This window comes from Paraglaciecola arctica BSs20135 (genome assembly GCF_000314995.1).
GTDB lineage: Bacteria > Pseudomonadota > Gammaproteobacteria > Enterobacterales > Alteromonadaceae > Paraglaciecola > Paraglaciecola arctica.
The window spans coordinates 17,545-43,225 of record NZ_BAEO01000025.1 but is presented as its reverse complement, the minus strand read 5'-3'; the positions used below and the strand labels follow the sequence as shown (position 1 = coordinate 43,225).

17 protein-coding genes are annotated in these 25,681 nt (G+C 41.4%); 6 read left to right on the top strand and 11 right to left on the bottom strand.

The genetic code is table 11. The annotated features are described in order from the left end of the window. The first annotated feature begins 27 nt into the window (after positions 1-27). On the top strand, positions 28-1,239 hold the full coding sequence (locus GARC_RS09040) for a M24 family metallopeptidase (protein WP_007619089.1): 1,212 nt from the start codon (positions 28-30) through the stop codon (positions 1,237-1,239). A 104-nt stretch (positions 1,240-1,343) separates the two neighbouring features. On the opposite strand, the gene GARC_RS09035 is transcribed toward GARC_RS09040, so the two are convergent. Then, a complete protein-coding gene (locus GARC_RS09035; RefSeq protein ID WP_007619087.1) occupies positions 1,344-2,237 on the bottom strand; it encodes a sulfotransferase domain-containing protein in 894 nt (297 codons plus the stop codon). Positions 2,238-2,311: 74 nt separating this feature from the next. Here GARC_RS09035 and GARC_RS25905 point away from each other — a divergent pair, with 74 nt between their 5' ends. From GARC_RS25905 to GARC_RS09000, 5 genes are all read left to right on the top strand, one after another. Continuing rightward, the gene (locus tag GARC_RS25905; protein WP_007619085.1) at positions 2,312-3,247 is read left to right on the top strand and encodes a LysR family transcriptional regulator; all 936 of its coding nucleotides are present in this window, start codon (positions 2,312-2,314) and stop codon (positions 3,245-3,247) included. 1,819 nt (positions 3,248-5,066) lie between these two features. Next, the gene (locus GARC_RS09015) at positions 5,067-6,218 is read left to right on the top strand and encodes an efflux RND transporter periplasmic adaptor subunit (protein ID WP_007619081.1); all 1,152 of its coding nucleotides are present in this window, start codon (positions 5,067-5,069) and stop codon (positions 6,216-6,218) included. A 23-nt stretch (positions 6,219-6,241) separates the two neighbouring features. After that, positions 6,242-9,373, top strand: a complete 3,132-nt coding sequence (locus GARC_RS09010) for an efflux RND transporter permease subunit (protein ID WP_007619079.1) — start codon at positions 6,242-6,244, stop codon at positions 9,371-9,373. Beyond that, a complete protein-coding gene (locus tag GARC_RS09005) occupies positions 9,370-10,791 on the top strand; it encodes an efflux transporter outer membrane subunit (RefSeq protein ID WP_007619076.1) in 1,422 nt (473 codons plus the stop codon). Before GARC_RS09010 ends, GARC_RS09005 begins: the two co-directional genes overlap by 4 nt. A gap of 37 nt (positions 10,792-10,828) precedes the next feature. After that, the gene (locus GARC_RS09000; RefSeq protein WP_007619074.1) at positions 10,829-11,446 is read left to right on the top strand and encodes a TetR/AcrR family transcriptional regulator; all 618 of its coding nucleotides are present in this window, start codon (positions 10,829-10,831) and stop codon (positions 11,444-11,446) included. A gap of 169 nt (positions 11,447-11,615) precedes the next feature. Here the strand turns inward: GARC_RS09000 and rluF are convergent, their stop codons facing one another. From rluF to glgB, 10 genes are all read right to left on the bottom strand, one after another. Then, on the bottom strand, positions 11,616-12,359 hold the full coding sequence (gene rluF / locus GARC_RS08995) for a 23S rRNA pseudouridine(2604) synthase RluF (protein WP_007619073.1): 744 nt from the start codon (positions 12,357-12,359) through the stop codon (positions 11,616-11,618). A gap of 3 nt (positions 12,360-12,362) precedes the next feature. Further along, positions 12,363-15,173, bottom strand: coding sequence for a DUF349 domain-containing protein (locus GARC_RS08990; protein WP_007619072.1), 2,811 nt, complete (start codon positions 15,171-15,173; stop codon positions 12,363-12,365). Beyond that, positions 15,163-15,456 (bottom strand): YeaC family protein, encoded by a 294-nt coding sequence (locus GARC_RS08985; protein ID WP_007619071.1) that lies wholly within the window; start codon positions 15,454-15,456, stop codon positions 15,163-15,165. Before GARC_RS08985 ends, GARC_RS08990 begins: the two co-directional genes overlap by 11 nt. Positions 15,457-15,459: 3 nt before the next feature. Then, complete coding sequence (locus GARC_RS08980) at positions 15,460-15,786, bottom strand: zinc-ribbon domain-containing protein (RefSeq protein WP_007619070.1); 327 nt, start codon at positions 15,784-15,786, stop codon at positions 15,460-15,462. A gap of 87 nt (positions 15,787-15,873) precedes the next feature. Further along, positions 15,874-17,544, bottom strand: a complete 1,671-nt coding sequence (locus GARC_RS08975; protein ID WP_007619069.1) for an alanine/glycine:cation symporter family protein — start codon at positions 17,542-17,544, stop codon at positions 15,874-15,876. A gap of 60 nt (positions 17,545-17,604) precedes the next feature. Beyond that, a complete protein-coding gene (locus GARC_RS08970; protein ID WP_007619067.1) occupies positions 17,605-18,732 on the bottom strand; it encodes a M14 family metallopeptidase in 1,128 nt (375 codons plus the stop codon). Between the two features lie 73 nt (positions 18,733-18,805). Further along, positions 18,806-19,327, bottom strand: a complete 522-nt coding sequence (locus GARC_RS08965) for a TlpA family protein disulfide reductase (RefSeq protein ID WP_007619065.1) — start codon at positions 19,325-19,327, stop codon at positions 18,806-18,808. Positions 19,328-19,436: 109 nt separating this feature from the next. Further along, positions 19,437-20,900 (bottom strand): glyceraldehyde-3-phosphate dehydrogenase, encoded by a 1,464-nt coding sequence (locus GARC_RS08960; RefSeq protein ID WP_007619063.1) that lies wholly within the window; start codon positions 20,898-20,900, stop codon positions 19,437-19,439. A gap of 494 nt (positions 20,901-21,394) precedes the next feature. Continuing rightward, positions 21,395-23,473, bottom strand: coding sequence for a glycogen debranching protein GlgX (gene glgX, locus GARC_RS08955; RefSeq protein ID WP_007619061.1), 2,079 nt, complete (start codon positions 23,471-23,473; stop codon positions 21,395-21,397). A 3-nt stretch (positions 23,474-23,476) separates the two neighbouring features. Then, a complete protein-coding gene (gene glgB / locus GARC_RS08950) occupies positions 23,477-25,669 on the bottom strand; it encodes a 1,4-alpha-glucan branching protein GlgB (RefSeq protein ID WP_007619060.1) in 2,193 nt (730 codons plus the stop codon). Positions 25,670-25,681: the final 12 nt, after the last annotated feature.

Genomic DNA, 25,681 nt, shown 5'->3' with positions numbered 1-25,681 from the left:
ACTACTTACATTTCAAGGTAATAAAATATGAATACTCACGTTATAGGTGGTAAAACACCGCAACAAGCTCTGGACTCATTACACAATATGACTGCTGATGTGTCAGCCATTGAAGAAGCAGAATACCGCGCTAGGTTAGTCAAGGCACAAACCTATATGCAGCAGCATGAAATTGCCGCAATCTACCTAAACGCAGGCACTAATTTGGCATATTTTACGGGCACCCATTGGGGCGCCAGCGAAAGATTAGTAGGCGCGATATTACCCGCTTATGGAGAGGTGCAATACTTAGTACCAATATTTGAAATTGCCACTTTACAAGAGTATATGTCAGTTACTGGGCCCGTACATGGTTGGCATGAGCATGAATGCCCCTATGAATTGTTCATTAAGGTTTTAGCACAGCTACAAATAACAACTCACGCGAAAATTGCCATGGATGAAAGCTCGCCATTTTTTATCTTTGACGGTATTAATCAACTGCAAAGTGGCCATACCATAGTAAACGGCAAAGCCGTCACAGCCCATTGCCGCATGACTAAATCGCCTCATGAGTTGACACTGATCCAGCGCGCTATGGACATGACATTGGAGGTGCATAAAGCTGTTGCTAGCATCCTATATGCTGGAATAAGCACGCTAGAAGTTGCACAATTTATCAACCAAGCCCATCAAAAAGTTGGCGCATCCGGCTCGTACTTCTGCATAGTACTGTTTGGCGAAGCTACCGCTTACCCACACGGAGTTAAAAATCCTCAACTGCTGCAAGACGGCGACATGGTACTGGTAGACACTGGCTGTAAACTACAAGGCTACACTTCAGACATTACTCGTACTTATGTTTACGGCCAAGCAAGTCAACGTCAACGTGAAGTTTGGCAATATGAGAAACAAGCACAAGCTGCAGCGTTTAACGCAGCACAGTTAGGAGTGACTTGTGAGGACGTGGACAACGCAGCTCGCCAATCTCTCGAAGCTAATGGCCTCGGCCCTGGTTATGCCATTCCCGGCCTACCCCACAGAACAGGGCATGGTATCGGCATGGACATCCATGAGTGGCCATATTTAGTAGGCGGAAATTTACAGCCCTTAGAAGCAGGTATGTGCTTTAGCAATGAACCCATGATCTGCATACCTGGAGAATTTGGGGTAAGACTGGAAGATCACTTTTATATAACAGAGCAAGGTCCGCGATGGTTTACCCAACCTAGTCATAACATTGACAATCCATTTGGTTAATTATTGAGTGACGCAGGATACAAAAACTGCATTAGCCTAGACTTTCACTACAGTCTAGGCAAAGCAACTTTTGGCGGTTTTAAATCTGGTAATCCTCCTTGTAGTCATAAACTTCCAGTTTTTAGCCAAGTAGAACAACCACTACCAAGTTGCGATAACGCGGCCTGTTCGTACTGCTCACTCAAATGTTTTGGCATATCTTTTTTCCATCGTCCGTTTAGTCCTTTGTGGATAAAGGTCTTAGCGCCGCCGTCCCAAAAAGCCCCGCCCAGCGGTGCGGATTGGTCTGCATGGGCCTTCATATAATCAAAGGAACAATGTTTCACTATATCGCCGATTGTGTCTTCATTGATTTGAATATCCAAAAAGTCAGCTATTTTACGAATTTGGCCTTCAATATCGGCTTTGAGATCAGCGAAGTGCATCAGCATTACGTTTGGTAAATTTCTTGCTTCCCACCATGTTCGGACATTTTCCCAGTAGGACCAAAATGGTGCTCCATCGTTAACTAGCCAATTCTCAAAATACACCAATGGATCACTATCTGGTTGACCAATTTCTGGCCCAACTCGCCCCGGCGTGTTGTTTAGCGCATCGTACCAAACGTTGTTGGCATTGGTGTGGTGATTGTAAAGTGACCAAACAACATCACGACCATCGCGAACTACGTAGATATATTTTGCTTTTTCCGAGAACACAAGGGCATCTATTGGCAGATGTGTTTTGAGAAATCTGCGATGTGTTTGTTGCTCAATTATTGGAAGCTTTACTTCCTTAGGTGGGATCCGCAAGTCGACCCAAGGACTCATTTCTGAAACGGGTAAGCCTTCTTCACCATTGAAGATTAACTGACTTACTATTTGCTGCATCCAGGTTGTTCCGGATTTAGCGTAAGTTGCGATGATGATGTCGTCATCGCGAAACTCAAACTCGTCCCAAATTGTACTGTCGAGATGATGATTTTGAATATCACGTATTTTTTGAGGTAAAAAACTCATCAGTCAGTTTCCTTTTTTTGCAATTAGAAATCTAGGTTAGCTGATTGCATATTAGGTGAAAATGATTAAATATAATGCATCACTCTGCAATTATGCAGAGTGAATTTGGCGACATAAACATGTTCAATTGGAATGATATTCGTGTCTTTCTAGCCGTTGCAGAAGAAGGCTCTACGCTAGCTGCAGCAAATGTTATTGGGATCAATCAAACGACTGTTGCCAGGCGAATAGAAGCCCTCGAGCATGTTTTGAAGTTAGAATTATTCGAACGTAGCAACCGAGGATATAAATTAACTTTTAGCGGTATTGCTCTGCTTGAAGAAATGAAACAAATGCAAAACGCTGCGGTAAACGTTCTCAACTCTGCTCAGCAATTAACCCGTAACGACCAAGGTGTGATCCGTTTCTCCGGTAATGCTGTGGCAATGCACCATTTTGGAGTAAAACTGGTGTCCGCATTTCGAGAACTCAACCCCAATGTACATTTTGAACTACAAATAGACATCGCTTGGAGCAAGAACCAGCCACTACTTGAAATTGGTAATTCTGATCTTGCTCTGCGCCCGTTAGATGAAATCAGTGGCGATACACTTGTGACAAAGCGAATAGCGCAAATTCCCCTTGCTGTTTATTGTAGCGAGGCCTACGTCCTCAAATATGGTAAACCGGGTAGTCTAAGCGAGGCAAATGGCCATAATTTTCTTGCGTACTCAGATGACATAGCTCAAGTTATGAAGGCAGTTCGCTGGTTAAACGAAAAACTTGATAAGTCTAAGGTGCTTTATTATGTGAATGCGGTTCCTAGCATGGCGGCGGCACTGCAGTCAGGAGATGCACTTGGTTTACTGCCATGCGCAACGGGCGATGCCACACCTGATCTTGTGGAATGCTTTAGACATGAAAAGCTTAAGCATAAACTCTGGTTAGTTGCTTCGAAAGAAAGCTATAGCCGACCGGCAGTGAAGAAGTTCATGGCATTTGCTGGGCAGTATTTGGGTTCTGGACGGTAATTCAGCCAAAAAGAAAATGTCTAATAATCAGCCAATCCAATACCTTGTATCTTTTAACCTTTGTAAGCGTTTAGTGGAACCGAGAAAACTGTTAGCAGTCCTGCTTGAAATGCTTATTATATTTTGACTTTACATATCCCCGAATTAAAAACAAAGATAGAGATAATTCAAATATTATACCTAAATAAAATAGGGCTGGATGGCTTTCACTAGTAATGTCCCCCCAGTACCTTAAAAACATTTCTCCGGAGGAAATTGATTTAAATGCTAGATATAAACAAAAACCGGAGATTAACGTAACTCCCATAAAATACCACGGTTCACTAATTTTTTGATCTACAGGTTTATCAGATTTCATAAATTCCATTTAAAAATATAGCAATGTTAATTAGACTCAAAAGCACCTGTATAAACTCTGGGTTTTGTCGTGTATAAATTCAAGCCTATTTAGGCATAGAGGTTAAGTTATTACAATACATAGGGTATTTAAGAAAGCAGTAGCGAAGCCGCTAAAGATTAAAATAGACGTAGCCTATGCTTTTGTCTTTTACTCTACCCTCTCATGTATGTTCGCCAATTATTTTTGGTATTTAGTAGGGTGAAACTGGAATTTTTAGAAGCACAGCTTCGCCCAGTTGAACAGCTCGACATGGAAGTCGAGATTGGGTGATGATCATCATGGACGTGTAATTGACTAACTTAAAGTGTATGAAACTGGTTTCGAAAGAATGCTAAATATTAAAAATAATTGGATGAAGAACATAATTTGGCGAGCGGGCTTTTTTATGAAATACGTCCTTGTATTTTACCCTACGGGCCATCCCTCGGATGTTCAAAATGATTCCCGACAATTTTATGCTTATTTTTTTTGCCTGCTGACCATATTTTGGGATAAATATGGAACAGCTTTAGCTGGCCTGAAAGGTTAAGTGCAAGGATGCATTTAATAAAAAAAGTAAGTCGCACAGAAGGGACTCTGAGAGAAACCTGCCACGGATGGCAGTAAGCGCCAGCGCATTATAGAAGAGCGCCTAAACCGCCGTTTTACCAGCCCCTCTACCGCCCCATTAGTCTCATCCATTTCCGCAGCAGTTAAATCCCGCCACGGCCCAACGTTTAACCCCGCAAAACAAGTATTTCAAAGACACTATAGGTGCTTAATATTTGTATTCTTGAGTTAGCACACCCTCCATCACCTTATTATTCACATTCATCAACAATACCATTCCGTATAAAGAAGTGCCCACTCAGAAATCACCAGCCATTTTTGCACAAGGCGTCACTATGCAGGAATGGCAAGCCCTTTCAAATAGTGAGAACGAAGTGCAAGAATGGCTGGTGCTTTCCCTTTAGGGCGAGTTTTAAAAGGGCTTACTCTGCGTTGCTCGAATTCGCAATAGAATAACTATTACTTCATTCAAGCGCCTTGATTAAGCCCTTTTAAAATCTCGCTGAGAGGTCACTTATTTATGCGGATTGGTATAACAATCACCTTAAAATAGCCTTGCGCTACTTTTATCAGAGCGGGTTAACTTTCCCTTCCAACTAAACCAACATCTACTATTCCCTCATTGCAGAATATAAAAACAACTAGCGTTCAGATGGATCACCAACAGCACGAAAATAGAACGTTCGCTCACAACTAAACCCAGCAGTACTTTATGTTATTTATCAACAACTCATTTCCATCATCTCCCTCACAGGCCATTAATAAAAGCGCAACATCCCTGTAACATCAAACTAGATTGATAAAAATAATTATTGAACAACCAAAAATTTAGTTTAGAATGATCGTTCATTCCAAATAAAGAGTACATCAATGTCACGTTTCAGTATCATATTTTCTGCTTTGGCAGTTTCAGTCGCTTTATCAGGTTGTGGGGAGCCTCAACAAAGTGCTGCTCCTACTACACAGGCCATGCCAGTGGGTGTTGTCACTATGAAAGAACAAACTGTGACCTTGACCAAAGAATTACCTGGCCGTATAGCTGCATCACAAATCGCTGAAATCCGGCCACAAGTCAGCGGGATTATTCAGTCACGTCTATTTGTTGAAGGCAGTGAAGTAAAAGCTGGTCAGACGTTATATCAAATCGATCCCGCTACCTTTGAAGCAAATGTTGCCAGTGCTGAAGCAGCGGTAGCTAAAGCCCACGCCAGCATTGCTAGCAAAAATGCCAAAAACACTCGTTATACAGAGCTGTTAAAGATTAACGCTGTGAGCCAACAAGATTTTGATGAAGCCGCAGCATCTTTTAAAGAAGCACAAGCAGACTTATTAACTGCCAAAGCACAGTTGAAAACAGCGCAGATAAATCTGAATTACAGCAAAGTGTCAGCACCGATTAATGGTCAGATCAGCAAGTCTAGCGTGACAGTAGGCGCGTTAGTGGGCGCCAATCAAACCACTCCACTTGCAACTGTGACTCAATTGGATCCTATCTATGTTGACTTAGTGCAATCCAGTTCAGAGTTGTTGGCATTAAAATTAGCCCTGAAATCAGGTGCTATTAGCTCAGATGAAAGTGTTCAAACGGAAGTTGAATTAAAATTAGAAAACGGTTCGGTATATTCACATAAAGGCACATTGCAATTCTCTGAAGTGACAGTTGAACCCGGTACTGGTTCGGTAACGTTAAGGGCGCAATTTGCTAATCCTGAAAAATTATTGTTGCCGGGCATGTATGTTCGAGCAGTCATAGTAGAAGGGGTAAAAACCGATGCTATTTTAGCGCCACAGCGTGGTGTTAGTCATAATAATAAAGGCCAAGCAACTACTATGGTTGTCAACAAAGATGGCAAAGTCGAAACTCGGATTTTACAGGCCGAACGCACCATTGGTGCCAACTGGTTAGTTGAAAAAGGCTTGTCTCATGGAGACCAAGTGATAATCGAAGGTTTACAAAAAATACATCCTGGTGCGTCAGTTCAAGCAGTACCTGCAGAATCAGCTACTGCTAAAGCCTACTAACAGCCACCAAACGGAGAATTCTCATGTCACGATATTTTATTGATCGCCCCATTTTTGCCTGGGTGCTGGCCATTGTAGTTATGCTAGCCGGTGTATTGGCGATTAACAGCTTGCCCGTAGCTCAGTACCCTTCTATTGCGCCACCTGCTATTAGTGTCAGTGCTAACTATCCGGGTGCATCAGCCCGCACGTTGGAGGATACTGTTACCCAAGTTATTGAACAAAAAATGAAAGGTTTAGATGGCCTGATTTATATGTCATCCACATCCGAATCAAATGGAGCAATGCTGCTTACTTTAACCTTCAGTGCTGACACCAACCCTGATATAGCTCAGGTTCAGGTGCAAAATAAACTAGCATCTGCAACGCCATTATTACCACAAGAAGTACAACGTCTGGGAGTATCAGTAGCTAAATCTTCTAACAATTTTTTGTTAGTTGTTGGTTTTGTTTCTGAAGACGGCAGCATGAATGACATCGATATCGGTGACTATGTTGCATCTAGCGTTGTAGACAATGTGTCTCGCGTCAATGGTGTGGGTGAAGTGCAGTTGTTTGGTTCCCAATATGCCATGCGTATTTGGCTCGACCCAGCAAAGTTGCAGAACTACAATTTGATGCCCTCTGACATCAGCGCGGCCATTACCGCTCAAAATGCCCAAGTATCGGCCGGTCAATTGGGTGGCATGCCAGCCTTAGAGGGTCAGCAATTAAACGCTACTATTACAGCCCAAAGTCGTTTACAAACTGCCGAGCAGTTTCGTGCCATTCTGGTTAAAACCAATATAAATGGTTCAGTTGTACGTTTAGAGGATGTCGCTAAGGTTGAACTTGGCGGTGAAAACTATGGCGTAGTTGCTCGCTTTAACGGCAAGCCCGCCTCGGGCCTGGCGGTAAAACTGGCCAGTGGTGCTAATGCTCTAGACACTGCCGCCGGTGTAAAAAAAGCCTTAGCCGACTTAGAACCGCTCTTCCCTGAAGGATTAAAATCGGTAGTGCCTTATGACACCACTCCCTTTGTGAAACTGTCGATTGAAAAAGTGGTCAGTACCCTAATTGAAGCTGTCGGTTTGGTATTTCTAGTCATGTATTTATTTTTACAGAACTTCCGCGCTACTTTAATACCTACTATTGCCGTGCCAGTAGTATTACTAGGAACCTTTGCAATATTGTCGGCCTTTGGTTATTCCATTAACACTTTAACAATGTTTGCCATGGTATTGGCCATAGGTTTGTTGGTAGATGATGCGATAGTGGTGGTTGAGAACGTTGAACGGGTGATGACCGAAGAAAAATTATCTCCTCTTGAAGCAACCCGAAAATCAATGGATCAAATCAAAGGTGCTTTGGTGGGTATTGCCATGGTGTTATCGGCCGTATTTGTACCTATGGCTTTCCTTGGAGGCTCAACCGGCGTCATATATCAACAGTTCTCAGTTACCTTGGTTTCGGCAATGGGATTATCTGTATTAGTTGCTTTGATTTTGACTCCAGCACTATGTGCCACCTTATTAAAACCCAGTCATGTGCATAACAATACTTCTTTAATAGGTAAGTTCTTTTCTGGTTTTAACCGTGGTTTTGAGCGTACCAACAAAGGAACACAAAGCTTTGCAAGCCGAATGATCAAACAAAGTAAACGTTATTTGTTGTGTTACGTCCTAGTGATTGCTGGCATGGTGTTTATTTTTAGCCAATTGCCCTCGGCTTTTTTACCAGATGAAGATCAAGGTATCTTGCTTAATCAAGTGATTTTGCCAGCCGGTTCAACGACTGGGGAAACACTAGAAGTTGTGAAAAAAATGGAAAACCATTATTTACAAGACCAATCTGAAGCGGTTAATTCTATCTTTACCGTCACTGGTTTCAGTTTTGCCGGTTCTGGACAAAATGCTGCATTAGGATTTGTAAGCTTAAAACATTGGGATCTTCGCCAAAGTGAAGATTTATCAGTAGTTGCCGTCGCGAACAAGTCCATGGGCTTTTTCTCCACGATCAAAGAAGCCTTTGTTTTTGCCTTTGCACCACCAGCAGTATCTGAGTTAGGCGTAGCCAATGGTTTTACCATGTTCCTGCAAGACAGAGCTGGCCTGGGTCATGAACAATTGGGGCAAGCGCGAAATATGCTTTTAGGCCTTGCCGGAGCAAGTCCAATATTGGCCGGTGTACGCCCCAATGGACAAGATGATATGCCAGAATTATCCTTGGATATTGACTTGGCTAAAGCTGCTGCATTTGGCGTCAGTCAGGCTGACATTAACAACACTTTGTCTACCGCTTGGGGAAGCAGTTACGTCAATGACTTTATTGATCGTGGCCGTGTGAAAAAAGTCTACATGCAAGGCATTGCTAGTAGCCGCATGGTGCCGGAAGACTTAAACAAGTGGTATGTGCGTAACAGCAATGGTGAAATGGTGCCATTTGCAGCCTTTGCCAGCTCACACTGGGTTTATGGTTCACCTCGACTAGAACGTTATAACGGATTTTCTTCTATGGAAATTCAAGGCTCATCTGCACCAGGATACAGTACTGGCCAAGCCATGGACGAAATGGAACGTTTAGTTAAACAATTACCAGCGGGAGTTGCCTTCGAATGGACAGGCCTATCCTACCAGGAACGCGCCAGCGGTGGTCAGGCACCATTACTCTATTCCTTATCTCTATTGGTGGTTTTTCTGTGTTTGGCAGCCTTGTATGAAAGCTGGTCGGTGCCAACAGCGGTTATGCTAATTGTGCCTTTAGGGGTAGTCGGTGCCGTCATGGCTGCATGGTTTGCTAATTTATCTAATGATATTTATCTGCAGGTTGCTTTGCTCACCACCATAGGTTTAGCCTCGAAAAACTCTATTTTGTTGGTTGAATTTGCCATCAACAGAATGGAACAAGGAGTGGAGTTAGTCGATGCCACTATTGAAGCGGTTCGTTTACGTTTACGTCCTATTTTAATGACATCCATGGCCTTTATTTGTGGGGTATTACCACTGGCTCTTGCTTCTAGTGCAGGTTCTGGTGCCCAGAATGCCTTAGGTATCGCAGTGATTGGTGGAACGCTAGCCTCCTCTATTTTAGCGATACTATTTGTCCCCTTATTTTTTGTATTAGTAAAACGCGTTTTCCCGACTAAACCAGGTACCACTGGGGAGAATGCCCAATGAAACAGATAACTATCACTCTGAGCTGTATGACGGCTATAACCTTAAGTGGTTGCCAATTAGCACCACAACAACAGACGATTGAACTACCTGTACCCGATACTTATACTCAATCATCCCTATCGGAAAATACTCAAAGTAGCGCCGCAGAATTGCCTTGGCAGCAGTTTTTCGCCAACAACAAACTAATACAATTGATCCAGCAAAGTTTGGAACACAATAAGGACATGCAAATTGCGGCACTTAACGTGCAACGGGTGCGAGCTTTATACCAAATTGAAGATTCAGGCTTGTACCCAGAACTTGCACTAAATGCTGCTGGTAGTAGACAACGTTTGCCCGCTGACTTAAGTGGCTCAGGCAATGTACAAATTAATCAGCAATACAGCGCAACTGTTGGGATCACCTCCTACGAACTGGATTTATGGAGCAAAGTAAGTAACCAGTCTGAACAGGCCCTACAACAGCTTTTTTCAACGGAACAAGCACAGCGTAGTAGCCAGATAAGCTTGGTAGCTGAGCTAGCCAATGCTTGGTTGGCCTATGCTGCCGATCAGCAATTACTTGCACTAGCCAAGGATACGCTACACAGCCAGCGTCAAAGCTTATCCTTAATTGAACAGAGCTATAACTTAGGTGCTGCCTCAGCGTTAACCTTGCAGCAACTTAAGAGTACGGTAGCTTCCGCTAAGATTGATGTTGCTAGGTATAACCGTGTGTTGCAACGGGATAAAAATGCCTTAGATTTACTGGTTGGAATGCCGGTTTCTGCAGACTTGTTGCCCGACCAGCCAATAGAAACGTTGTTGAATTTACCTGAAGTCCCCGTTGGCTTGCCATCTGATTTGTTACAGCAAAGGCCAGATATCAAAGCTGCTGAGCATGACTTGTTAGGGGCTAATGCTAACATTGGCATTGCCAAAGCTGCATATTTCCCAAGCATCAGTTTAACCGCCAATGCAGGCACAGCATCCTCTGAACTAGATAATTTATTTAAAGGTGGTTCAGGCAGTTGGAGCTTAATGCCGTCCATTTACCTACCCATTTTTAATATGGGCCGCACACAGGCCAACGTGGATGTTGCTAATGCCCAACAACAAATGGCCTTGGCAAGTTATCAACAAAAAATCCAACAAGCTTTCCGCGAAGTATCGGATAGTCTGGCCGATCGCCAAGGTTATGTTAATCAATTACTGGCACAACATGAATTGGTCGACAGTAACCAGCAGAGTTTCTATTTATCGGAACAACGCTTTAAACAGGGAGCTGACAGTTTTTTACAGGTATTGGATGCCCAACGAAACTCCTATACTGCGCAGCAGCAACTCATTAATGGTCAGAAATTAGTACTTGCTAGCAAAATTAGTTTGTATAAAGTACTCGGCGGCGGTTGGCAGAACTCTATAAACCCAGCTGAATAGAGTCCAACAGTCTGAATTTATAGAGAAGGAGTATCAAATGGCAGAAAAAATAACCAAACGGCATGCTGATCCAGCGTTAGCAGAGGCAAGACGAGGACAAATTCTGATTGCTGCCGCCGATTGCTTTCGCCGTAAAGGGTATCATGGCGCCGGAATGGCAGAGATTTCAAAAACCGCAGAAATGAGCGCAGGTCATATCTACAATTACTTCGCCAGCAAAGAAGCCATAATCGAAGCTATTATTGAGCGCGATATGGAAGAAATGTTTTCGATATTTCAACAATTTGAAGATCACCCTGATGATTTGGTGTCCGTGATGACCGAAGGCGCCGATGAAGGTGTGGAACACAGTATGGACAAAGAACAAGGAGCACTACAACTAGAGATGTTGGCCGAAGCAGCCCGCAACCCAAAAGTTGCCTTTTTATTGCAACAATCAGATACCCATGCCAGAGATAAAATGCGCCGACTATTAACTGGCGAACGCAGCTTAATTAAAGATGTAACTGATAAAGAATTAGATGGCCGTATCAATGTTCTTTTTGCAATGTTCGGCGGCTTATTGCTACGAACGACTTTATACCCCGAACTTCAAAAAGACACTATTTTGTTGGCGCTGAAACCAGCACTACGAACACTTTTAATGCCTTTCTAAAGAAAATACTGCAACTATTATTTATTAATGATTTTTGCCGACTTTGACAAAAAGTAAGTCGTAACCCAGGGATTCTGTGAGAAACCTGCCTGCGACCGACATGGATGTCGGAAGGTAGAATAACGCAGGAGCTGTTATCGAGATGGCAATAAGCGCCAGTGCAGTAAAATTAAATATCCGTTTTAGAAGACCCTTCTACCGCCCCATTAATCTCATCCATCTCAGCAGCAGTTAAATCTCGCCACTGCCCTACTTTCAATCCAGCCAAACGCACCGACATAATGCGAGTACGTTTAAGCTTGACTACCTCATAGCCTAAATATTCACACATCCGGCGGATTTGGCGGTTTAAGCCTTGGGTCAACACTATACGAAACACCATTTTACTTTGCATGGTCACTTCACAAGCTTTAGTGACAGTGTTTAAAATAGGCACACCATTGCCCATTTTTTGGATAAAACGCTCCGTTAGCGGCCTATCTACTGTCACTACATACTCTTTATCGTGGGCGTTTTCAGCCCTTAGAATTTTGTTAACTATATCGCCATCACTGGTCAAAAAAATCAAACCTTCAGAAGGTTTATCTAAACGACCTATTGGGAAAATTCTTTCTTTATGGCCTATGGCATCAACAATATTGCCTTTGATATGTAACTCAGTGGTACAAGTGATACCTACGGGCTTGTGATAAGCGATATACACCCTATCTGCTTTATCCGTTGCACTGGCTTGAATAAGCTGGCCATCAACGGTCACCACATCACCAGGCGCCACCTTAGTACCTAATTCTGGGATACTGTCGTTGATCCTAACTCTTTGTTGCTCTATTAATTTGTCAGCTTCTCGGCGCGAGCTAAAACCTGAGTCGCTGATAAATTTATTTAGGCGTATTAATGTACTTTTATCTTTCATAACTCAACCCACAAACAGTGGTTCAATTCGCTTCAGCAAAGTAATGTCGCTTTTACTTAAGGCACCTGCTCTAATCCAATCTTTAAGCAAAGTCAGTAAGTCTAGACTGTCTCCAGATTGTAACTTCTGCGCCATCAATTGCATTTGAATAGATTGACGTTTTGCTGAGTCTTTTTTAGGAGAATCTTGTTGCGCCACTATTTCCATCTTAATGGTTAAATCATGGCGGTCGGTATCTGCAACTAACTCACGAAAACATTGTTGCCATTGTTTGTTTAAACTAGTCGCACTTGCGGGTATTTCGTTATCCGTTTGCCACTCTTTTAAGGCACTGAACAAATCTAAGTAGGTTTGACTTTTAGCTGCTTTTGCAAGTTCGCCCAACTTTATTTGCTGTTGTTCAACAACACTTTGTACTCTTTGTTCTAGCGCCCTACGTTCGCGAGTAGGCAAAGTATTAATTGCATCTATAACACCTTGTTTATCTTGCATAACACTTTGCAGGTTAGCTTTATCATCGACATTATTAAATGAAGTTTCGAACTGTGTCACTTGTTCTTTGACTAATGCGACTTGTTCTTTAAGTTCGGATATCTGTTGTTGATTTACCGCAGATTTTTTGGCAAACAGACTATCATTGGCCTTTCTGAATGCTGGCCATAATTTTGCTTCAGCTTTTTTGCCAGCATGCTCGATAGTTTTCCAGGTCTGCTGTAGTTTCTTAGCTTGTTCTATGGCCTCATCCACAGACTCTAACTCTGAGAGTTTTTCCGCTTTTGTTAGCAGTGCCTGCTTTTGCTCAGCATTGTCTTGATAAAACGCTGATATTTTGTCTCTAAGTGGATTAAGCAATTTTTGATAACTATCGTATAACGCATTGCGCTGCTTAAAGTCGACTTCACCAATATTTTTCCATTTTTGCTGCACACTTCTTAAGGCTTTAGCGAGCTCGGTAACACCTACTTGTTGTTCACCTAAGGTTTGAATTTCAGCCAAAAGTTGTTGCTTAGCCAACATGTTTTGTTCACGTTGCTGTTGTTGTTGATCGTAAAATTCACGGCATGGCGCAAAGGCTTTTTCTATGGCTATTTCAAAGGCTTCATTTAAGGCTTGGTCAGACTCAGAGTCTATTTTACCCAAACTATTCCATTGATAACGCAAAGACTTAATAGCTGTAGATTGAGCTTCAATTTCTAAAGGCTGAGCGATTAACGCCTCTACTTCGTTTAGCAGCGCCGGTTTACGAGGAGCTGCAATGTAATCTTGCCAGTCTTTTAGGTTTTCAATTTGTTCTTTTACGGAAACAAAAGTGCGTTCTAATTGCCCTTGTTGTTTCTCAGGTAATACATCGAACCATTTTTGTACCTTTTGATACAACATCATTGCCGCTTTAAACTTACCTTGGTTAATCAGGCTTTCAACGGCCTTTAACTTGTTTCTACAACGAGAAAGCTCAGCATCTAATTGGTTTTTTAAAACTTTTATTGCCTGATGCCAACCTTTTAAACGTTCATTCCACTGCTGTGACAAGGTAGCTGGGATATGCGCCTGATAGCTGGCAACTGTATTTCGCCATAGTTGTTTTTGTTCCCTGAGATACTCTTCTGCGGCTTCAATTTGGCTAGCATCATCTGGTAGTGCCAAACTAGCAAATTTTTCTAACAATGCCTGTCCAAGTTGAATGGCTTGTTGGAATTCTGGAAGGTTTGTTAAAGTATTTAAACTAGACAACAACTGATTATTTGTTTGTTCTAAACGTCTGTGGGCAGTTTGGTTAGAGGCGGGTAATTGGTTGGTCAGACTTTGCAAGTTCTCAATGTGCTGATTGATCCTGATAACAAAAGTTTCCACCTCTGATGAACTAATTTCACTGATGCGTGTGCTTAGTTGTATAGATAATTCAGCCAAGCTTTGCTCAACCTCAAGCAGCAAGGTTTGCATATTTTGGCTTAACGCCAATTCGGCTTGCTGCGCTTGCCATTGTGGTGTTAATAACGCGATAGTGCGTTCAACACGTACGCAAATATCGCTATATTTTTGTTCAATTTCGATGCGTTTAAGTTCAGGCAAACAAACAAAGCGCTCTGCAATTTGATTGTACTGAAGTATTAATTCTTTTTGCTGTTGTTGAATACGTAATAAATCGCTTTGATCTTTCAGAGCCAACATGCGAGACAACACCATTTTTACTTGTTGTTCAACTTCAATTGGCGCTTGTTCCGCCGTCAACCAGCCTTGAAGCGTTTCACTAGCTAAGTCTTTCAAACCACTTGAAGATGTCTTTTTTTGTATTTTATTAAGTAATTTACGGGTCGCAGCAGTATCTGTTAGGGTTTGCAAAATGGCAGTCTGAAGACTTTCATTTTGGGTATCAATCAAGAGTTTTTCTTGTAATTGCGGCTTGTCAGCTTTTTGCAGCAACATCATCGCAAGTTCGGTGTCTTTTTGTATCCATTGCTGCCCAAGCAGTTTTTCGATTAAGCGTATGTCACGAGTTTCAAGAATAAACTTACGTTTTTCTTGCACAGTTAACGCTGGGTTTTGCTCATCTAACAAAGTGTTTTCAACAAATTGTTGTGATTTTTTCTGCACTCTATCGTTTTTTGCAATCTCAGACATTTTGTACCAAAGCACAAAACTGTCGAGTTTCTGCAAGGCAGCCAAACTAACGCCCACATCGGAGTCGTTAAAAGCCAGTTCATGCAAAACAGATTTTTGTTGTGGATCTTGGTGATTCAGGTTTTCTATTGCTTGAATACGTACCTGAGGATCAGGATTTTGATGTTTGGAACGAAAAAGGTGCTTAAAGATCATCCTGTTTAAACCGCGCTATTGTTTGAATGTTATTAGAATTTTGTTTCAGCTCTTGCTGCAATGACTCTCGGCTTCTTTCTACAATTTCACCGTCAGCACCGACTGTCATGTGTTGGTCAGACTTTAATACTTTGGCTTGATAATACATCACCGCTTGCATAGACGTTTCTCGTTGCTGTTCTGTTAGCGGCGAACCGTCTAACCATTTACCTGTTTCTACTGCTTGTAGCAATTTCTGATAAACGGGCTCAGACATCGAGGTTAATAACGCAGTACTATCCATTTTTTAATCAGACCTTTTTAAAAGTATCAAACGCACACGGTTCACTATGTACCAAACAAAGCCAACTATCGCCAAACCTATAGCAAGATTATGTTGTAAATCGCCTGGTGTTGCCCCACCCCAATACATAAAACCAAAACCCGCTACAAATAACAACATAGCGACCATGGATTGGGTTTGGATCCTTTGGTTTTTCAAATACTTATTTAAGCTTAGTTTACGGGCGATGTCTTCAGCATCAGCTTCGCCTAAGGCAAAACCGCAGTGCTGACAACTTTGAGCTTTATCCGATATTTTTTTATTACAGCTAGGGCAATCTATCAATGCCATATATTTTTCTCCAATCTTTGATATCCAACATAGGGACAAAATAGAAAAGCGCGGCTACTAGCCGCGCCTGTCACAAACCATCAAAGGTTATTTGTTTTCTTTATTAAACTTGGTCCAGTATTCTGCAACTGAATCTTTCATTTCTTTACGTAGTAAGAAAATACCAAACAAGTTAGGCAAGGTCATCACCACTATAGCCACCGCAGACAAGGTCCATACAAGTGTGGTATCTGATACTGCGGCCCATACAAAGCCAGCAACGTAAACTACGCGATAAGGCATTACTGAGCGCGGACCAAACAAATATGTCATGGCTCTATCACCATAATACGACCATGCGATCGCAGTAGAAAACGCGAACAATAATAATCCTATGGATACTATATATTTGCCGGATTCCCCTAAGAAACCTTTAGTGAAAGCTAGGGCGGTAAGACTCGCGGAATGAATTAACGACTCACCTCTTACGATAATGCTATCTTTGAGTAGGTTACCATCTACCACTTTTAATGTACCTGTGTAGTTGTCCTCTGGTTCCCCTAGTGAGAAAACCACATTATCTGCAAAGGAGCGCGCATTAAAAATCGTAAAACCTTTACTCACAGCCTTGCCATTAACGACTTGTATCTCACCATTAAAATCACTGACGCCATGACCTTCAATACCATTAATATAGGCAAAAAGAGTTTGTTTATCTGCAGGGTCAGATTCAACATAATCACCCGCTAATATGTACATATCAGTACGATCGAAGGTATTAAGATGTTTTTCTTTCCAGACACCAGAAGAAAGGATAACCAAACCAGTGACAGTACAAATAAGAATGGTATCGATGAACGGCTCAAGAATAGACACCATGCCCTCAGCGACAGGCTCATCAGTTTTAGCAGCAGCGTGAGCGATAGGGGCAGAACCCTGCCCGGCTTCGTTTGAAAACAGGCCTCTGTTAACACCGCGGTTAAAGGCGTAAGCGATAGTTGCACCTAAAAATCCACCAGTAGCAGCTGAACCAGTAAACACATCAGCAAACACTGAAACAAAAGCGGGCCCAACGTTTTCCAAATTGGCAAATATGACAGTAAAGGCACCAACAATATAGATTAAGGCCATTAGCGGCACTATTTTTGACGTAACAGCCGCAATACGTGTGATACCACCTAAGATAACCAATGCCAAAAGTATTCCAAGAATACTACCTACGACTAGAGGATCAAAACCAAAGGTAGATTCAATACTCGTAGCAATACTATTACTTTGTGGAAGGTTACCTGTTCCAAAAGAACTAATAACAGTGGCAACCGCAAAAGCAACGGCTAACCATTTCATATTCAAACGTTTGTCCATGTAATACATGGGGCCACCAGCCATAGTGCCATCTGGGGTTTTATCACGGTATTTGTGTGACAGCGTCACCTCAACAAACTTAGTTGTCATACCAAAAAATGCCGTTGCCCACATCCAAAACAAAGCTGCAGGCCCGCCTAAAAACAGAGCAAAGGCTACGCCACCAATATTACCTGTACCAACAGTGCCTGAAAGCGCAGTAGTTAAGGCTCTAAAATGTGAGGTATCACCAGGTGCGTCGGCTTTATCATATTTACCTGTCACTACCTTCCAAGCGTGTTTGAAATAACGCACTTGAGGAAATTTTAAGTAGATTGTAAAAAATAAGCCTGTACCCAATAACACGTATGGGAACCACCAAGCGCCCCCCAACATGCCATCCATAGATTTCAGTAAATTATGAAAAGCTTCCAACGGTTTTCCCCTTAATTTTTAGTTGTTTTATTATAATTATTTTTTTATACATTTTTTTTACTAGCGAAGAATATCAACTACTGCGCGCATGGCAATCAATACATCATCACCCAGTTGCTTACAGCGAGCTGGTGACCATCCATAAACAGAGTCTGGTAAATCAATATTATCTTTAAATGGCATTTCCAAGGTGTAAGCCAAACAATCAAATTGATGCCCTACCGCATTGGTTGCAACTGTTAAATTACTCTTACCTGGCTCATCTTTATCGTAACCATATTCGTCTTGAAATTCTGGAGTGGCTACCATAAATGCAGCTTTGAACTTATCTTCAAGTTCTTTTAAACGTTGATTGTAATTAGGATTACCTTCGCAGCCAGCAACAAAATTATAAGGTAATGCCTCATCCCCATGTACATCCAAAAACATGTCTACACCTGTGTCTAACATTTTTTGTTTTACTAAATACACTTCAGGGCTGTTTTCCATACTGGGGGCTTGCCATTCGCGGTTTAAGTTCACACCTTTGGCATTAGTACGTAAATGTCCTCGCACCGAACCATCTGGATTCATGTTGGGTACAATGTAAAAAACGACTTTATCTAATAATTGTCTGGATAATCCATCGTCTTCGTCTAATAGACGCTCCAAAAATCCTTCAATGAGCCACTCGGCCATAGTTTCGCCGGGATGTTGGCGAGCGGTTACCCAAATCACTTTTTTGCCTTCTTCGGGTTCACCCACAACCAGCAAAGACATATCCCGTCCGTCTAAGGTTTCTCCTAAATACTCCTGACGACAAGCAGAGGAATTTTGCGCCCAACTGAGTAAGTCTAAATGCCGTTCATAACTATATGGAGCAAAATAGGCGTAATAGATATTTTCAAATTCAGGCGTATGCTGAATGGTTAAGGTATCACCATCAAATTCGCAATCTACTCGAAACCACTCTTGTCTGTCATATGATGCAACAGCTCCATAGTTCTGCCATCCACCAGGATAAGCAGATTTTTCAAGATCGGTGATAGCTATTTGATGAGAAACAAAACTTTGAGTTTCAAGTTTAAAGTGAAACCACTGATAAAAATCAGATTGGTTATCTTTACGGATACTAAGTTGAATATTTAATGGATCGTCTGCACGGATAATTTGGATATTTCCGCTATCAAAATTGCTACTGATTCTCACGTTTTGTTCCCATGGAAATTTTACTGCAGTAATTTATCACAATCACTATCAAAAAAGGACTAGAGATAAAGGTTTATCCTGAAAAAACCTGCCTTAGTTTTAGGCCTAACGCAGTTGAATAGCCATATGACTTTGCCAGCACTTTTTGCTGTTGATCCAGAATATAGTAGGTCGGGTAACCTTGAATTTTAAATTGTTGTTTTATTCCTTTGTGACCCAACAATATTTGACTTGAAATATTGTGTTTATCAGCAAAATCTTGGACTTCTTCTACATTTGTATAATCTAATGCAATTCTTACAATATTTAATTTGTTGGTATCTAGATACTCAAGATTACCGATACTAAGAGAACAAATTTTGCACCAAGGAGCAAAAAAATAAATCAGAGTAGGTTTGTCAGCTTTTAATATTGTATTAGTCTGCCCATCCATACTCACCAGTAATTGATCTTTGAGCAGCAGATGGCTATCAATATCGAGCATATCACGTGATTGCCAGACACTTATTGCAACAAATATCGCACCTAGTATGCCAAGATCTCTTAGCCAAATATGCCATTTGATTTGTTTAACTTTGTTAAGTAATTTATTCAAATATAAGTACTCTTAATAACGACACTTATTAACATCTTTTTGTGCTTGGTAATAAAAACCCGCCGAAGCGGGATTGTATTACATTAATTTTCAAATAATTGCACAAACATTATATTTTGCTTGGCAAAGACTCTGGCAAGGTGGGATACACTAAACCTGCCATATGTTGCAGCACTTTCATCACCTGACAACTGTAGCCAAATTCATTGTCATACCAAACATATAAAGTAGCTCTCTTCCCTGCCACTATTGTCGCTTGGGAATCAACAACCGAAGGTGCACGAGTCCCCACTAAGTCAGTAGATACAATTTCTTTTGAAGCAGTGAAATTAATTTGATGTTGCAGCGGCGAAAATAAAGCAATATCCCGTAAATATTCATTGAGCGCTATTTTATCTGTGGACTCACCTAAATGTAAGTTTAATATGGCTAAAGAAACGTTGGGTGTTGGCACTCGAATAGAGCTACCAGTTAATTTACCCTCTAATTTTGGATAAGCTTTAGCCACTGCGGTAGCAGCGCCTGTTTCTGTAATCACCATATTTAACGGGGCACTGCGCCCTCTACGATCACCCTTATGAAAATTATCAATCAAGTTTTGATCATTGGTATAGGAGTGCACGGTTTCAACATGGCCACTTTCAATCACATATTTTTCATCTAGCGCTTTGAGAACAGGTGTGATGGCGTTAGTGGTACAACTGGCCGCAGACAAGATCAAATCTGACGACAATATGTCATTGTCATTTACCCCGTATACAATATTCTTAATATCGCCTTTTCCAGGTGCAGTTAACAATACCTTTTTAACACCTTTAGACTGTAAATGTTGGCCAAGCCCTGCTTCATCACGCCACATTCCAGTGTTGTCTACTACTATTGCCTGTTCAATCCCATATTGGCTGTAATCTACCTCAGCTGGACTATTGGCATAAATAACTTGGATATAAGAGCCATTAGCCTTGATAGCATTTTTTTCTAAGTCTATGGTTATGCTGCCATTAAATGGTCCATGCACCGAATCACGCCTTAATAAACTGGCACGTTTTTCTAAATCACCTTCTTTACCACCGCGCACGACTATCGCTTTTAAGCGTAATTTGTTATTGGTACCTTGTCTTTCTATCAACAGCCTAGCTAACAGTCTACCGATACGCCCAAAACCATATAACACCACATCTTGTGGCGCCTGATGATCTTTAACATTAACAATACTTTTGAGTTGCTCAGATAAATAATCTTCAATTGTTTGTGTTTTAAACGAAGGGTCATAGTGATAAGCGTAAGCCAATTTTCCCAAATCAATTTGGGCTGGAGCCAACTCCATTTCGTTGAGAACTTGTAACAACGGCCAGCTCTCTCTTAATCTAAGTTTGCTTTGTTCTTTTAACCTAACAGTACGATGAGCTTTAATGATTTCAATGGCACTGGCCCCGAGTAGAGGTCGACCATAAACCGAAATTTCAATGGCACGGTTACGATAAAGTTTGCCCAATACCGGCTGCATTTGTTCCGCGTACTCTTGCCTTTCTTGCCAACTACTACTGAGTTCTTGCTCTAACTGCTGATTCATAAACTGTTGCCTAATTCCCGATAGTCATACCAAATTCGCGGGCATTCTAATCAAGGAATGACAAAGAACCAAATTGTTGAAAAATTACCAATTACCTAAAAATAGTCACTAAAGGCTCCATTTTTAGGTAATTAATCTTCATTATTGAGAATAAATCTAGGAGGGAGACGCTTAATTTTAAAAATTTGCGTTTTTAACTAGAAACTAGGACTTTTTCTAGTGTAATCATGAAATTAACTTTCACTTAAAAAACATCAATAATTGCCAAAACTAGCATTTATCAGCATCAATTTTGAAAACCACTGAGTAATAGCATTTAATCCACCCCAACCAAAAGTAAGTTTTCCATACTATTTCCAAACTTATTGCATGCTATTTGTATTAATCAATAGTCTGAGTACATAATTATTGGTGAGCTGGACGAACAAACAGATGTTGTTGAAAGCGACATATTCTCCATGTCCCTGCAAATGTTTAATGTTATTTATTCTTTATCAATCATCAACCGAGCACTTAAACACGCAGATACTGCTAAATGCCTGCATATGCACGTGTTTGATGGTCACATCAGGTTGATCAGCCCATCGCGCATACCGTGTATCCAGCATGATTTGCCAGCCCGTGTTAACTCCTAAGTCGGGTAAATGAAAACGTACATCCTGTTTGCTGGCATTAAATACCAACAACCAATGTTCGTGGTGTGATTTACTTTCGTTAATTGGCCCGCATAATTCCACAGCAAAAGATTGATTATTGTGATTTTGCCAATCGTCTTCTAGCTTGCGCTCGCCATCTGGTCGGTACCAATTAATTTTTTCAACATTGTGGCCTAACGAATAGTTGTCATCTTTTAAATTAAGATGATTGAGAATTTCACTACTTTTACGCAGTGCGATCGCATGTTGGCAAAACGTTAAGAAGTCTTGTTTAGGTTGGTTTAATGTCCAATCAAGCCAGTTTATTTCATTGTCTTGACAATAAGCATTGTTGTTGCCCTGTTGAGTGCGACTGAGCTCATCGCCACCAAGCACATGAGGGATCCCTTGGGACAACATTAAAGTGGCAAAAAGATTGCGTTTTTGGCGTTCTCGCATGGCGAGTATCTTTACATCTTTGGTCACGCCTTCAACACCATAATTCGCCGACAAATTATGCCCATGACCATCGCGGTTTTGTTCACCATTCGCTTCGTTATGCTTTTCAGCGTAACTGACAAGATCGTGTAAGGTAAAACCGTCGTGATAACTGATATTATTGACTGAAGTGAGAATAGAACGATCCTCTTTAGGGAACACATCACGTGAACCTAATAACCGAGTCGCAAAATCACTGACAAGACCTTTATCGCCACGCCAATATGCGCGTACAGTGTCTCGATATTTATCATTGCACTCTAACCAATTTGATGGAAATTGCCCAAGTCGATAACCACCATGACCTATGTCCCAAGGTTCAGCAATTAATTTGGTCTTGATCAACACGGGATCTTGACGAATAGTTCGGAAAAATCCAGACAATGATGAAAACTCATAAGGGTCACGACCTAAACTGGCTGCTAGGTCAAAACGAAAACCATCCACGCCCATTTCTGTTGTCCAATAACGCAATGCATCCATGACCATTTTCAGCACATAAGGAAAAGCAGTATTGACACTATTGCCACAGCCGGAATTATTCACATATTTATTATAATCAACTGCACCATATTCATTGCGATCAAACAAATAACAGGAAGAATTATCAAAGCCCTTAAATGATAGAGTTTGACCGTCACTTCCTCCTTCCGCGGTATGATTAAATACCACGTCCAAAATCACTTCAATACCGGCTTTATGCAAAGTATTTACCATAGTTTTAAATTCAGTTACTGCATCGTCAACTACATATCTAGGATCTGGACAAAAGTAATTAATCGGATTGTAACCCCAATAATTTGTCAGTCCTTTATTGGTAATATAAGGTTCTGGCATAAAGGCAGCCACAGGCATTAGCTGAATAGCGCTGATACCTAAAGCTTTTAAATGGTTCACAATGGCTGGTTGGCAAACACCTAAAAATTTGCCTTTGTATTGTTCCGGTACATCAGGGTGCAGTTGCGTTAAGCCTTTAACATGGGCTTCGTAAATGACAGTTTGATCAAGAGGCGTTTGCGGTTTTTCGCTTTGTTGTATATTAGATTTAGGATTTTGAACTATGCCCTTAGGGATCATAAATTGGCTATCACCTTGGTACTGTGTTTTATTCCACACAGCGGGCCTACTCAACGCTTTTGCATAGGGATCGATAAGTAACTTTTGGTGATCAAATTTCAGCCCCATATGAGCATGGTTTTCTCCAATCACTCTGTACCCATACAACTGCCCAGCCTGAATATTATCAAGCTGGCAATGCCAAATTTTTCCTGTTTTTGCTGGCATCAAAATGACTTCCAGCTGTTCTTCTGTGTTTTTATCAAATAAACATAATTCAACACCATCGGCACTAGGACAATGCACCGCAAAATTACATGTATTGTCCCCCATAGTGGCACCTAGTGGATGTGGTTGCCCTGCTGAAACTTGAAAATTGGACATCTTTCAGCCTTTAAATAAAATAAATAAACTTGCCAATGGAGGCAGATTAACGGTGACAGAATATGGCTGCTCATTCCAAGGCTCTGAGACTGCTAGCATCTTTTTATTGGTTTTGTAGCCGCTACCCCAATACTTTTTATCGTCTGAGTTCAAAATCAGCTGATAAGCACCTTCATCCTGTACCCCTAACTTGAAGTTTTCATAAGGCACAGGTGTAAAATTAATCAGCACATAAATTTTCTGTTTTGCACCACTGGACTTGCGCAACACCGACAAAATACTTTGTTCGGCATTGCCATGGTCAATCCATTCAAACCCTTCATGACTGTGATCTAATTCATATAACGCCGGATATTTGCTATATGCCTTATTTAGGTCACGAAATAGGTTTTGAATACCTTGATGTTTTGGGTACTCAAGCAAATGCCAATTAATCGAGCTGTCATGATTCCATTCTGCCGCTTGACCAATTTCATTACCCATAAAATTAAGTTTTTTACCCGGATGGGCATACATAAAACCAGCATAAGCCCGAAGGTTAGCCGCTTGTTGCCATTCATCCCCTGGCATTTTGCGAAGCAACGAACCTTTGCCGTGCACCACTTCGTCATGGGAAATAGGCAACACAAAATTTTCGTCAAAGGCATATACCATAGAAAAGGTAATTTCATTATGGTGATAACGACGATAAGACGGATCTTTAGCAATATAATGCAACGAGTCGTGCATCCAACCCATGTTCCATTTAAAGCCAAAGCCCAAACCACCTTCAGACACGGGACGGGAAACTTTAGGGAACGAAGTAGACTCTTCAGCTATTGTCATTGCATAGGGGAATTTTTGGTATACTTCTGTGTTCATCCATTGCAGCAAACTTATAGCTTCGTAATTGTGATTACCGCCATCTACATTAGGGATCCACTCGCCTTCTTCTCGGGAATAATCCAAATACAACATGGATGCCACAGCATCGACTCGTAAACCATCAATATGGTATTTATCGACCCAAAATAACGCATTGGCGACCAAAAACTGCCGCACAGTATCCTTGCCGAAATCGTAAATGCACGAATTCCAATCTGGATGCCAACCTTTGCGCGGATCTTCGTATTCGTAAACGTGAGTGCCGTCAAACCTAGCCAAACCGTGGCCGTCTTCGGGGAAATGCGCAGGCACCCAGTCAATGATGACGGCTATATCATTCTGATGACACTGATCGACAAAAAACTTAAAATCATCTGGCGAACCAAAACGACTAGTAGGTGCAAACAATCCCACTGGCTGATAACCCCAGGAGCCATCAAAAGGAAATTCAGAAACAGGTAACAGTTCAATATGGGTATAACCCATGTCTTTAATATATGGAATTAAACTCTCGGCTAACTCTCGGTAACTTAAGTACCTGTCACCTGATTCATGACTTGGGCGTTTCCATGAACCTAAGTGCAATTCATAAATACTCATGGGCTGATGGTATTTATCTTTATTGGCTTTTTTAAGCCATGTTTTATCTTGCCATTGATATTGTTCGTGATCGTACACCACAGAAGTGTGTGAAGGATATTGCTCAGCGTAGAAGCCCACAGGGTCTGCCTTGTGAGGTAACTCATTACCTGCCGCATCTTTAATTTGGTATTTGTATTTAGCCCCAGCTTCAATACCAGGTACAACTAATACCCAATAACCTATATCGGTTTTTTGCATGGGTAAACACGAACCATCCCAGTAATTAAACTCACCAATTAAGGAAACGGCACTGGCATTGGGGGCAAACACTGCAAAACGTGTAGCTTGAATAGGTGCATCTAAACCCAGATCGAGATCAACTAGTTGTGCACCGAGTTGTTGATAAACATTTTGCGCACTGTGATCAATAAAATGCACCGCGTGATAAGCCTGATCTTGAAACTGATAAGGGTCAATAACTTGATATTGCCCCTGTTTATTGCCCACTTCAAAGGCATAAACTAGCGGTGCTTGTTTAACTTTAAACTCACCGCGAAATAAATGACTGTCAGCTACTTTTTTTAAACTGCCAATTGGCTTTCCCGATGCTAAGTCAATTACTTTGACTTTATCAGCATTAGGCAACCAAGTTGTAACAGTAAGAATAGAGTTTGAGAGCTGAAATTGCGCGCCCAGATGAGCAAAAGGAAAAGTACATTTAGCTTGTTTTAGTGTTTGTTCGAGCTGCATTTTTTCGCCTTA

Bases quoted from the DNA above. Each gene is read 5' to 3' on its own strand.
- GARC_RS09040 (WP_007619089.1), top strand. From the start codon at position 28: ATGAATACTCACGTTATAGGTGGTAAAACACCGCAACAAGCTCTGGAC.
- GARC_RS09035 (WP_007619087.1), bottom strand. From the start codon at position 2,237: ATGAGTTTTTTACCTCAAAAAATACGTGATATTCAAAATCATCATCTC.
- GARC_RS25905 (WP_007619085.1), top strand. From the start codon at position 2,312: ATGCATCACTCTGCAATTATGCAGAGTGAATTTGGCGACATAAACATG.
- GARC_RS09015 (WP_007619081.1), top strand. From the start codon at position 5,067: ATGTCACGTTTCAGTATCATATTTTCTGCTTTGGCAGTTTCAGTCGCT.
- GARC_RS09010 (WP_007619079.1), top strand. From the start codon at position 6,242: ATGTCACGATATTTTATTGATCGCCCCATTTTTGCCTGGGTGCTGGCC.
- GARC_RS09005 (WP_007619076.1), top strand. From the start codon at position 9,370: ATGAAACAGATAACTATCACTCTGAGCTGTATGACGGCTATAACCTTA.
- GARC_RS09000 (WP_007619074.1), top strand. From the start codon at position 10,829: ATGGCAGAAAAAATAACCAAACGGCATGCTGATCCAGCGTTAGCAGAG.
- rluF (WP_007619073.1), bottom strand. From the start codon at position 12,359: ATGAAAGATAAAAGTACATTAATACGCCTAAATAAATTTATCAGCGAC.
- GARC_RS08990 (WP_007619072.1), bottom strand. From the start codon at position 15,173: ATGATCTTTAAGCACCTTTTTCGTTCCAAACATCAAAATCCTGATCCT.
- GARC_RS08985 (WP_007619071.1), bottom strand. From the start codon at position 15,456: ATGGATAGTACTGCGTTATTAACCTCGATGTCTGAGCCCGTTTATCAG.
- GARC_RS08980 (WP_007619070.1), bottom strand. From the start codon at position 15,786: ATGGCATTGATAGATTGCCCTAGCTGTAATAAAAAAATATCGGATAAA.
- GARC_RS08960 (WP_007619063.1), bottom strand. From the start codon at position 20,900: ATGAATCAGCAGTTAGAGCAAGAACTCAGTAGTAGTTGGCAAGAAAGG.
- glgX (WP_007619061.1), bottom strand. From the start codon at position 23,473: ATGTCCAATTTTCAAGTTTCAGCAGGGCAACCACATCCACTAGGTGCC.
- glgB (WP_007619060.1), bottom strand. From the start codon at position 25,669: ATGCAGCTCGAACAAACACTAAAACAAGCTAAATGTACTTTTCCTTTT.